Source organism: Arsenicicoccus sp. UBA7492 (assembly GCF_002479615.1).
Taxonomy (GTDB): domain Bacteria; phylum Actinomycetota; class Actinomycetes; order Actinomycetales; family Dermatophilaceae; genus Arsenicicoccus; species Arsenicicoccus bolidensis.
On sequence record NZ_DLOE01000038.1, the window covers coordinates 20,157 to 30,733 of the forward strand.

Annotated in this window: 11 protein-coding genes and 2 pseudogenes; 6 read left to right on the plus strand and 7 right to left on the minus strand. The window is 72.4% G+C overall.

The genetic code is table 11. The annotated features are described in order from the left end of the window. Nucleotides 1-48 precede the first annotated feature (48 nt). The 3 genes and pseudogenes from B4E97_RS11070 to B4E97_RS19155 form a co-directional block, all read left to right on the plus strand. On the plus strand, nucleotides 49-1,221 hold the full coding sequence (locus B4E97_RS11070; protein WP_156911177.1) for a hypothetical protein: 1,173 nt from the start codon (nucleotides 49-51) through the stop codon (nucleotides 1,219-1,221). Between the two features lie 148 nt (nucleotides 1,222-1,369). Beyond that, nucleotides 1,370-1,495 carry a hypothetical protein gene (locus B4E97_RS11075; RefSeq protein ID WP_286959900.1) on the plus strand — a complete coding sequence of 42 codons (126 nt, stop codon included), beginning with the start codon at nucleotides 1,370-1,372 and terminating at the stop codon, nucleotides 1,493-1,495. A gap of 500 nt (nucleotides 1,496-1,995) precedes the next feature. Beyond that, a pseudogene (locus tag B4E97_RS19155) lies at nucleotides 1,996-2,115 on the plus strand (Cmx/CmrA family chloramphenicol efflux MFS transporter); the annotation flags it as partial. Between the two features lie 19 nt (nucleotides 2,116-2,134). Here B4E97_RS19155 and B4E97_RS11080 read toward each other — a convergent pair. After that, nucleotides 2,135-2,899, minus strand: coding sequence for an alpha/beta fold hydrolase (locus B4E97_RS11080; RefSeq protein WP_286959901.1), 765 nt, complete (start codon nucleotides 2,897-2,899; stop codon nucleotides 2,135-2,137). A gap of 109 nt (nucleotides 2,900-3,008) precedes the next feature. Here B4E97_RS11080 and B4E97_RS11085 point away from each other — a divergent pair, with 109 nt between their 5' ends. Together B4E97_RS11085 and B4E97_RS11090 are read left to right on the plus strand one after the other, a co-directional pair. Continuing rightward, nucleotides 3,009-4,520 (plus strand): purine-cytosine permease family protein, encoded by a 1,512-nt coding sequence (locus tag B4E97_RS11085; protein WP_029210911.1) that lies wholly within the window; start codon nucleotides 3,009-3,011, stop codon nucleotides 4,518-4,520. After that, nucleotides 4,501-5,064, plus strand: coding sequence for a cysteine hydrolase family protein (locus B4E97_RS11090; protein ID WP_286959902.1), 564 nt, complete (start codon nucleotides 4,501-4,503; stop codon nucleotides 5,062-5,064). Before B4E97_RS11085 ends, B4E97_RS11090 begins: the two co-directional genes overlap by 20 nt. Nucleotides 5,065-5,151: 87 nt before the next feature. On the opposite strand, the gene B4E97_RS11095 is transcribed toward B4E97_RS11090, so the two are convergent. From B4E97_RS11095 to B4E97_RS11120, 6 genes are all read right to left on the minus strand, one after another. Beyond that, nucleotides 5,152-6,339, minus strand: coding sequence for a glycerophosphodiester phosphodiesterase family protein (locus tag B4E97_RS11095; protein WP_286959903.1), 1,188 nt, complete (start codon nucleotides 6,337-6,339; stop codon nucleotides 5,152-5,154). A 113-nt stretch (nucleotides 6,340-6,452) separates the two neighbouring features. Further along, nucleotides 6,453-7,082, minus strand: a complete 630-nt coding sequence (locus tag B4E97_RS11100; RefSeq protein ID WP_239262139.1) for a methyltransferase domain-containing protein — start codon at nucleotides 7,080-7,082, stop codon at nucleotides 6,453-6,455. Continuing rightward, on the minus strand, nucleotides 7,075-7,287 hold the full coding sequence (locus B4E97_RS11105; protein WP_239262141.1) for a CDGSH iron-sulfur domain-containing protein: 213 nt from the start codon (nucleotides 7,285-7,287) through the stop codon (nucleotides 7,075-7,077). The genes B4E97_RS11100 and B4E97_RS11105 overlap by 8 nt, the downstream gene beginning before the upstream one ends. Next, complete coding sequence (locus B4E97_RS11110) at nucleotides 7,284-8,321, minus strand: iron-containing redox enzyme family protein (RefSeq protein WP_286959904.1); 1,038 nt, start codon at nucleotides 8,319-8,321, stop codon at nucleotides 7,284-7,286. The genes B4E97_RS11105 and B4E97_RS11110 overlap by 4 nt, the downstream gene beginning before the upstream one ends. A 77-nt stretch (nucleotides 8,322-8,398) precedes the next feature. Then, nucleotides 8,399-9,295: an alpha/beta hydrolase gene (locus B4E97_RS11115; RefSeq protein WP_286959905.1), complete on the minus strand. Its 897-nt coding sequence runs from the start codon at nucleotides 9,293-9,295 to the stop codon at nucleotides 8,399-8,401. Further along, nucleotides 9,292-10,011: a DUF998 domain-containing protein gene (locus B4E97_RS11120; RefSeq protein ID WP_286959907.1), complete on the minus strand. Its 720-nt coding sequence runs from the start codon at nucleotides 10,009-10,011 to the stop codon at nucleotides 9,292-9,294. Before B4E97_RS11120 ends, B4E97_RS11115 begins: the two co-directional genes overlap by 4 nt. Before the next feature lie 183 nt (nucleotides 10,012-10,194). Here B4E97_RS11120 and B4E97_RS11125 point away from each other — a divergent pair. Then, nucleotides 10,195-10,577, plus strand: a pseudogene (locus B4E97_RS11125) (hypothetical protein); the annotation flags it as partial.

Genomic DNA, 10,577 nt, shown 5'->3' on the forward strand with positions numbered 1-10,577 from the left:
ACCTACCTCGGGTGGTCACACTCGGCCGGCTCGCGGCACGATGTGGTCATGGCTCGTTGCAAGCTCATCAGGGTCCAGCTCGTGTCCGGCCTCGGCCAGCGCCTCGACCCCTCGCCGGTCCGCCTGATCGTGGTGCCTCGACGAATCCCCTACGCGCAGCTGGCGATCGCCATCAACCACGCCTTCGCGCGCTGGGACGTGGACCAGCCGTGGACGTTCACGCTGCCCGACCGCTCGCAGGTGACGCACTCCCTCGACGGGGCAACGCCGCTGCCGGGGATCCTGCCGCCGTCGACGTCCATCGGCCCGCTCAGCGACCACCAGGAGTTCACGTTCGACTACGACCCGCAGCGCGGCTGGCGGCACGAGTGCCGGGTCCTCGTGACGCGAGAGTCCGTGCAGGAGTGGGGTCGTGAGATCACCGAGCCCACCGTCATCGACGGCTGGGGGCCCATCCCGGACCCCTTCGGCCGCGACGACCCGCTCGACCGGGTCGCGCGTCTCGCGCCGGAGGACGGCGGGCCGGAGGTGGCCCGGCTCGACCTGGGTGCGCTTCGTATGGCGCAGACGCCCGCCGACCTGGCCGCCGCCATCGGCTCGGCCGACGTCACGTTCGCGCTGCAGCAGGTGGGGCTGCGGCTGCTGGCGATGTGGCTCGACGACCGCGATGGTGCGGCGGAGGTGCTGGGCGACCTGACGTCTCGGCTGACCACCCAGATCCAGGAGCGGGAGTGGTACGGCGACGACGAGCTCGCCGCGCTGCTCACCCTGGTGCGGGACGGTGGCGCGCTGCCAGAGGGGGCGCTGGCGATCGACCTCCAGGAGGTGGCGGACGCGCCGGGTGGGGAGGGCGAGGACGGGGCCTACGTGAATCGCCATACGGGCGAGGTGGTCCCGGCGTTCCTGACCGAACCGGGGATGACCATGGACGACGAGCTGGTGGACGTCGACGGGCCGGAGTGGGTGCACGTCGTGCCGGACGGGCGCAGCGAGTACCGCGACATGGAGGTCTTCGCCGCCTGGGTGGAGGACGAGGACCCGCGGTTCGCCGACCTGCTGCGGCGCTCGATCCAGGGCCGCGGGGCGTTCCGCCGTTTCCGGGACGAGCTGCACCAGCAGGGCGAGTGGGTCGACCGCTGGCACTGCTTCGTCGAGGACCGCACGCTCGGCCGGGTGCGCCGCGACCTGACGTGGGAGGGCATCACGCCCCTCCCCGCCTGAGACGGTCGGGCGGCCCATGATCGCGGAAACCTGAGCACCGACAAGGGTGCTCAGGTTTCCGCGATCACCGTGCTCAGGTTTCCGCGTTGTCCCTGCAGGGGCGCGACCGCCGGCGTCGTGGGTCGGGTCGCGGCCGAGCAGCCATGGGATGCCGCCAACAGGACCGACTCTTGACCGCCCCCGCCCGCACCTCGCCACCTGCCGCGAGACGGCGGGCCGCGACCTGCAGGACCCCGCCGACGACCCCTATCCCGACGCGCCTGCCCACGCCTGACCCACGCCTGACCCGCGTCGGCCGTCAATGAGGGTGCAGCACAAGCGGGGCGGAAGCACACTGGGGTATGTCGAACCTCCCACCGCACCACATCGTCACCGAGACCGATGACGTCGCCGCCGCACGGGATCGGGTCGCTGCTGTCCGTGAGGCGGCGGGTTCCGGTGCCGGCTACTACGGATCGACGTACCTCGCCGATCAGCGGCAGGAGTGGCCCTCGTGATCGTCCGCGCGACGCGGGATCCTCGATTCACCGAGCTGCGTCACCCCTGAGCCGGACGGCGCCATCCGGGAACGGGTGGGATCGGCCACCGTCATCGGTGGCCTTCTCCACCCGATGATCGAGCCGCGTCGTTGCCAGGCTGGCAAACGGTCTGGGCGACCTGTCATGGCGGGGCGGACCGTGGGCGCATGGACTCCACCGAGCTGCACGCACCCCCGACCCGCGACGCCACGCCTCTGCCCTCGGGGTCTACGCCCTCGGGTTCAGCCTGTTCGCGATGGGGAGCGCCGAGTTCCTGCTGGCCGGGGTGCTGCCGGCCGTCGCGAGCGACCTCGACGTGCGGGTCGCCGGCGCCGGCTTCCTGATCACGGCGTTCGTGGTGGGGGTGGTCGTGGGTGGCGGCGGGTCAGGTGGCGTCAGTGGGTGCGCAGGAAGGGCTCGAGCGCGTCGGCCAGCGCCACGGGCTGCTCGAGCATCGCGTAGTGCCCCGACTCCGGCAGCACCACGACCTCGGCGTCCGGCAGCAGCCGGCACCACGTCTCGCGGACGGTCCCCTCGCCAAGGGCCGGGTCGTGCGCCCCCACCACGACGAGCGCGGGCAGGTCGCTCGGCACCTCGTCCGCGAAGTCTGCGCTCGTCCATGCCTGCAGGTGGCGCCCGAAGGACTCCTCCGTCGAGTGCTCCCGCGACGCCGCCACCATGTGCTGCACCCACGTCTGGCTGTGGCGGTTGCCCGTCGTGAAGTCGATGATCCCGGCGCGGTTGCCGTCGTCGGCCGGCGCCCCGTCGAAGAGAGCGCGTCCAGCGTCGTCGAACGGCGTCGGCGTCGCGCCCACGGGACTGATGCCGACGATCGCGCGCACCCGCTCCGGGGCGCGGGCGGCGATGCGCAGCGCGGCCGCCCCGCCCATGGAGTGCCCGACGAGCGTGAACCTCTCCACGCCCGCGGCGTCCAGCCGCGCCAGGACGTCGTCGGCGATCTCGTCGAGCGTGTACTCGCCTGTCTCGCCGAGGCGTTCGCCATACCCGCGGTAGTCGATCCAGTGGATCGTGCTGTCCTCGCCGGCGGCCCGCGCCAGCAGCTCGGGGAAGTCGGCGCCCCACCCCTGGCCCCAGCCGAACCAACCGTGCAGCGCGACGATCGTGTGGGGTTCGCCCTCGTGGCGTGCGGTGTCCGTCATGGCCCCGACCCTAGGGCGAAGGCGCAGCCCACGCACCCGGGGCGGTTCGTCATACGACCGAGACCGGATCTGCGACGACCGCGCTCGGCTCGGTGAGAGCATAAGGACCATGACAGCGACGTCTTCACCAGGCCAGACCGCCACCGAGGTCCGCCGCCGCGGGGTCGAGACCACCGGCATCGAGATCATCGACGAGTCCGCGCGCACCGCACGCCCGCACGACCTGTTCTGGCCGTGGTTCGCGGCCAACGTCAGCGTCTTCGGGATCTCGTACGGCGCCTACGTGCTCGGCTTCGGCATCTCGTTCGCGCAGGCTGCCGTGGTCGCCGTCGTCGGCGTGATCCTCAGCTTCGCTCTGTGCGGGATCATCGCGATCGCCGGCAAGCGCGGGTCCGCCCCGACGATGATCCTCAGCCGCGCGGCCTTCGGCGTGCAGGGGCAGAAGGTCCCCGGCGTCATGTCCTGGCTCGTGTCGATCGGGTGGGAGACCTTCCTCGCCATCATGGCCGTGCTGGCGACGTCCACGATCTTCGGCCGCCTCGGATGGGGTGGCGGGACGCCCACCAAGGTCGTCGCGACCGTCGTCGTCGCGGCGATCATCGTGCTCGCCTCGGTCGCCGGCTACCACATCATCATGCGGCTGCAGTCGGTCCTGACCTGGGTCACGGGTGCGGCGACGATCGTCTACATCGCCCTCACCGTGAGCCACGTGCGGTGGGATGCCGTGCGCGAGCTCCCCTCGGGCCCATGGCAGTCCGTCGTCGGCGCGCTGGTCATGGTGATGACCGGCTTCGGGCTCGGCTGGATCAACATCGCCGCGGACTGGTCGCGCTACCAGCGCCGTGACGCGTCCAGCGGCGCCATCGTCGCGTGGAACACCCTGGGCGGCGCCGTCGCTCCGACGCTGCTCGTGCTCTACGGCCTGCTGCTCGCCGGATCCGACCCCAAGCTCTCCGAGGGGATCACCGCCGACCCCATCGGCACGCTCGCCACGATCCTGCCCACCTGGTTCCTCGTGATCTTTCTCGTCGCCGCGGTGCTCGCACTCGTGTCGGGGGCCGTCCTCGGCATCTACTCCTCCGGCCTCACGCTGCTGTCCCTCGGTGTCCGGATCCCCCGTCCCGCAGCGGCTCTCGTCGACGGGATCATCCTCACGGCCGGCACGATCTGGGTCGTGTTCTTCGCCCAGAGCTTCCTCGGGCCGTTCCAGAGCTTCCTCATCACGCTGGGCGTCCCGCTCGCGGCGTGGGCCGGCGTGATGATCGGCGACATCGCCCTGCGGCGGCGCGACTACGACGACGACGCGCTGTTCGACGGTGGCGGGCGCTACGGGAGGTTCGACTGGACCTCGTTGGCGCTCATGGCGATCGCCTCGGTCGTGGGCTGGGGTCTCGTGGTCAACACCTTCGCCGCCGACGCCCCGTGGAACAACTGGCAGGGCTACCTGCTCTCCCCGCTCGGCCTCGGCACGCGCACCGGCGACGCGTGGGAGGGCGCCTGGCCCTACTCCAACATCGGCGTCCTGCTCGCCCTGCTGATCGGTCTCGTCGGCTGTCTCCTGCTGCGCCGCAACCGGGTTCGTCGACAGGAGGCCGGCACCTATGGCCGACTCGACGCCTGACGGTGACGCCTGGCTGGTGGTGATCGACCCACAGGTCATCTTCGCGTCGCCCGAGAGCGACTGGGGCTCACCGACGTTCGCGTCGATCGTGCCCCGGGTGCACGCTCTCGCACGGGAATTCGCGGGGCGGGTGGTGGTGACGCGCTTCGTCGCGCCGACGTCGCCGCAGGGATCGTGGGCGGACTACTACACCCGGTGGCCCTTTGCGCGCGTCGAGGAGAGCGACTCCCTGTATGCCGTCGTGCCCGAGCTGGCGTCACTCGCGGCCGGGGCGCACGTGGTCACCGAGCCGACGTTCGGCAAGTGGGGTGCCGCCCTGCGCGAGATCGTCGGCGCCACACCGCGGCTCGTCGTGACCGGCGTCTCGACGGACTGCTGCGTTATTGCGACGGCCCTGGCGGCGGCCGACGCGGGCGCCAGGGTGACGGTGGTGTCCGACGCGTGCGCCGGCTCCACGCCCGACGACCACGCGGCGGCGCTGCGGGTGATGAGCCTGTTCGAGCCGCAGATCACCCTCACCACCACCGCCGAGCTCCTGGCCTGACTCCGCGGGGAAGTCTGCGCACCGACAGCGGTACCCAGACTTCCCCAGGAGGCGGCTATGGACGTTGGTATGCCGCAGCCGCCGCCGTCAGAGCTTGCGGGAGTAGGCCCGGGGCAGCGGCATACCGCGCTCCGCCATGACCAGGCGCCCACGGTCCGGGTAGTTGGTGATCAGGCCGTCGACCCCCAGGTCGATCAGGTGGTGCATGACGGCCGGGTCGTCGACGGTCCACGGCACGACCTTGAGGCCGGAGGCGCGGGCCTGGCGGATCATGGCCGCGTCGACGTAGTAGCCGGACGGCTTGTTGCCGATGTCCCAGCCGGAGGAGAAGACCTTGACGCCCTCGATGGAGGCGGCGGCGCGCACCACGTTGCCGCCGAAGTCGTCGATGTCGATCCCGCCGAGCCACGGGGAGGCGCCGGGCTTGCCGACCTGCTGGTTCTCGAAGTTGTCGAGCGCCACGAGCGGGATCCGCCGGTCGAGCTTGTGCATGAGCCGCAGCGTCGACCAGTCGAAGGACTGGATCATGACCTGCTCCTGCAGGCCCGCGCGACGCACCTCCTGATAGACGCGCTTGACGAAGAACGGCAGCGGCGCGCTGTTGCTCCGGTCGCCGGCATCCGACTTGGTCTCGATGTTGAGCATGACGCCGCGGGCGCGGTAGTCGTTGACCAGGTCGAGGACCTCGCGCAGCTCGACCAGCGGGCCCTTGACCAGCTGCTGGCCCGGGTGGTCCGGCAGCGTGCGGTAGCCGCACTCGACGGTCTTGATCTGCGCGAGGGTGAGCTTGGCGATGCTCTTGCCGACGTAGGGGTACATCGGGTCACCGGCCGTCAGCGGCTTGGTGTCGCGGCAGTTGACGGCGTTCATCGAGAAGTCGTGGTTGAGGACGACCGCGCCGTCCTCGGTGACGACGGTGTCGAGCTCGAGGGTGTTGACGCCGAGCGCCAGCGCCTTGGCGAAGCCGGGCACGGTCTCCTCCGTGGTCAGGCCGAGGCCGCCGCGGTGCGCCTGGAGGTCGAACGTCGGCAGCGGACGGTAGAGGCCGCCATGCTGACCGGGCTTGCCGGGCTTGCCAGGCTTGCGCTTGTCGGCGTCGCCGGCGTCCGCCGGGGATGAGGCGGCGGCTGATGCGGCGGCTGGCGTGGCGGGGGTCGCGGCGGCTGGCGTGCCGGTCGGCTTGGGCTGCTGCTCGGCCTGGGCTGCGGTGGCCAGGCCGGCGAAAGCGGTCGCGGTGGCGAGGACGGTGGCGATGGTGCGGCTCGTGCGGATCATGGCTTCTCCTGGAGCGCGTGGGATGGATCCCTCGACGCTAGGCCCCGCCCGGCGAACCTCGCCCGAGAGCGAGATGACATGTGCGTGAACGCGCCACACGTGGGGCCGGGTCGTCAAGCCATCCGGTCGAGCCGGACGAGCACCCCACCGTCGTGCTTCCGCACCTCTCCCGTGCGCAGCACGCCGCCCTCGGCGACCCGGTCACCGAGCGCCGACACCTGCTCGAGCGTCCCGAGCTGCAGCACGGCGGCGCCGCCGGGCACCAGGTGGTGCGAGATCACCTCGAGGCAGAGCCGCGCCACGTCGAGGCCGTCGTCGCCGCCGTCGATGGCCAGCAGCGGGTCCTGCGGGAATCGCCCCGTCTCGGCGCGGGGCACCCACGGCGGGTCGGCGATCACGACGGCGAAGCGTTCGTCTGCGTCCAGGACCTCGTCGAGCTGTCCCAGGCGCACCTCGACCTGTCCCGCGAGCCCTGCGGCGGCGGCGTTGTCGGCGGCATGCTCGGCCGCGGTCGGGCTGGCGTCCACGGCCACGAGACGCCGGTCCGAGCCGGCGATCGCGAGCAGCCCGATGTGCCCGGCGCCGGTGCACAGCTCGAGCACGTCGCCCTCGGGCGCCTGCTCGATCAGCTCGGCGGCCCACGCCGACTGGGCCGTCGTCCACGGGCGGGGCTCGAGGACGCGGTCGTCATACCGGATCTGCAACGACCCGAATCTCATGGTGCGCGTAGCGATCTCAGCCACGGCGCACCACCTTGTGGGTTCCGTCGCACCAGGGCCGGCGGCTGGACTTGCCGCACGCGCAGACCGCGACGACCGGTCGGGTGACCGGGTGGGACCCGCCTTGCTCGTCCCGTATGACGTCCGCCCCCCGCACGAGGAGCGGGCCTCCGGGGCACAGGCGCACCGTGACCTCGGCGCCTCCCGGGCTCACGCCTCCGCCGCTCATGACGCCCGCCCGACGGGCATGTCGGGGACCCCGACGGGAACCCTCACGAGGGAGGTCGTGCCGGCCTGGACGGACGCGGCGTCCCAGCGCTCGAGCATCCGGGCCCCCGTCACGGCGTCGAGGTGGAGCGACGTGGCGACGCCGAAGAGCACGTCCTCGCGCAGCTGCGGCTCGCGGGCGACGAGCCCTGCGCAGACGTCGCGCACCGCGACCTGCTCGTGCACGGCGTCGGCCTCGACGTGCTCGGAGAAGTACTCGGCGGTCGCGGCGGGCAGGCCCACGCGCTCGATCCCGGTCGCGATCTTGCGGCAGGGCAGCGAGCTCGTCGTCTCGAACGCCGCGAGGAAGCCCATCGCCGCCCCGCGCAGCCGCCGGCGCATCCCGAAGACGGCCTGCACGGTGTTGGCGGCCAGGGTCTCGACGCGCACCTCGGGCAGGTAGGCGCCGTAGGTGCTGTCGAGCCCGGCTGCGTCCAGCGCCGCGGCGTACAGGGTGGAGTGCAACCGTTCGGGGTGGCCGCCGCCGTACTCGTCGTACTGGATCTCGGCGAGCGCCGCCTTGACCGGTCCGTCGAGGCGCCCGAGCACGAACGAGTGCGCGTCGGACTCCTTGAGGGCATAGAGGCTCCGCTGCCGCAGGAACTCCAGCACCTGCTCGCGGGTGGCGTGCCGCTGGAGGTATGACGCCACCGACGGCCCGTCGTCCGCCGCGACGAGCGCGAACAGGTCCTCGGCGAGGTCGCCGCTGTCGGGTGCCGCCTCGACGACGGCGCGGGTCGCCGCGCGCAGCTCCTGCTCCATGCCCGCCTCGAGCCCGCCGCGCAGGCGCAGCAGGTCGGGGTCCCACTCGCGGTCGCCCACGGCGTCCTCGAAGCCGCGGAAGTGCAGCTCGAAGAGCATCCACAGCGCCAGCTGGGCGTCCTCGTCGTCGAGGACCGCGGACGGCGCGGCGACGTGCGTGGGCAAGGGGTCGCCGGTGCGCAGCGCCGCACCGACCGCCTCGCTGAGCGGGCCTCGCGGCTCGGGAACTCTCATGTCCTGGTGGTACCCGGGGCTGCGCACCCCCAACCCGGTTCGCCTCCGGCCCCGCGCAGAGCGGTGCAGGTCGATGGTCAGATGTGACGTCGAACCTGCACCGATGTGCGAAGGATGGCGTCGGCGACGCGGTGCGGGTGCTGCAGCATCACCATGTGCCGGGCCGGGCGGATGACCTCGCGCGTGACCTGCGCCGCCGGGTTGTCGCTGGACAGCGCCGCGGCCTGTCGCCGCTGCTGACGGGCCCACCACGACCAGCGTCCCGGCATCGAGCCCGCCAACGCCGTGACCGCGTGCACCGGGATGGCGGGCAGGGGCCGGGTCGAGCGCAGCTGCGCCATCTCGTGCCGCAACCGTGCGTATGCCGCGTCCTCGGTCGCGATCGTCCGCCAGACGTGGGCCCGGGCATAGGTGCGGGCGGAGCGCTCGCGGTGGCGGCGACCCCACTCGCCGGTGGGCAGCCCGCGGTCACCGAGACGCCGCAGCAGCGGTCCCAGCCATCGCCATCCGACCGTGCGGTCACCGATGGTGATCAGGGTGGCCACGGGGCTGGAGTCCTGCTCGGGAGCCGTCTCGTCTCCCTCGCACACGCTGCCGTCCACCGTCACCACGGCCGACACGCGGCGGGGGTGCAGGCGGGCGGCCGCCTCGGCATACCAGGCACCCATGGAGTGCCCGACCAGCACCGCCGACCCGACCCCGCAGGCGTCGAGGACCCCGACGAGGTCGTCGGCGCACCCCACCAGGTCCACCACGACCGGCTCCACGGGCTGCGGGGAGTCGCCGCACCCGGGCCGGTCCATCACGATCACGCGGGCGTGCGGCTCGAGCAGCGCCTGCACCCCTGCCCAGTCGAACCATGCCCCCGCGAGCCCCGAGGCCAGGAGTATGACGGGCGCCGGCCGCCCCCCAGGCCACCCCGAGTCGGCGACGTGGACCTCACGCCCGCCCACGTCGAGCACCCGGGACGTCATCGCGTCCGGGCCCGTCGTCGCGCGGGACGTTCCCAGAGCGGGACCGCGGCGACGACGGCGAGCCAGGCGGCGATGGAGGTGATCTGCAGCCGTTGGCTCCAGCCGAGGGCGTCGAGACCCGTGAAGGGCAGCATCCCGCTGTGCAGCGCCACCTCCAGCAGCACCCACGCCGTGACGAGCACGAAGAAGCCGGCGAAGACGACATACAGGCGCACGACCCACGGCCGCAGGACCGCGGCGCGGGCGCGTGCCGCCAGTGCGGTGGCGACCATGGCCACCGTCGTACCGAGCCCGGCGAACGAGCTGGAGACGCTGTGGACCTGGTGGTGCAGGCGCACGGAGCCGTCACGCTCGGCCTGGCGGCAGGCCTCCGAGGCGGTGGGGGTGCAGCCGAGCGGCGACAGCGCGTCGATGATCGTGGCCAGCCCGAAGACGGCGGTCCCGAGGATCGCCGCGGTCAGCACCCACCTCGGCACGTCGGTGACGTGGCGCCGGCGCCGCCAGGCCAGCACGGCGGCGAGGGTGACGAGACTCCCGGCCGCGACGTCGGCCGCGCGCAGCAGCCCCGATCCGGGCTGGTCGTGGACCAGCAGCTCGCTGACGAATGACGTCCGCGGCGACAGCTGGGAGGGCGAGAAGACCCACATCATGTAGAGCAGGGCCGCCCCGATGGCCAGCACCCTGATCGCGAGCGGCGTCCGCGGCGTCGAGGTCATGCACGCATTGTCACAGACTCGTCGCTGGGTGCGATGGCCCCGCGGTCGCGGCATACAGCCTGCTGACGGTGCGCACCCGCCCGCTCCAGCCGATCGGGCAGCCGCCCAGCGCAGCGCACCGTCACCGGCGCCCACCTCGACCGATCCGGTGACATCGTCGTCGAGCTCGCGCACGGCGAGGGCGTGCCGGGGGCCTCGACGCTCGCCTACGCCACCAAGCCCGGGCGCAACGTCGTGCGCGACCTCACCTACTCGCTCACCCAGACCGCGCCCGTCCGCCTCAAGAGCGGCGCCGCCGTGCAGCTCACGTCCTTCCACCAGGGCGGTGTGGTCGACCCCGAGGTCGACGCCTTCGGCGCCGGCGCGTCCCGCAACGGCCTGAAGTACCGCTACTACGCACCCAAGAAGTCCCTGCGCCCGGCCCGGTCCAAGGCGCCGCTCATCCTCTTCCTCCACGGCGGCGGCGAGGGTGGCTGGAGCAAGGCCAGCAACAACGACCTCCCGCTGCTCGCCAACCGGGGTGCGCTCGCCTTCGCCACCACCGAGTCCCAGCAGATCTTCAAGGG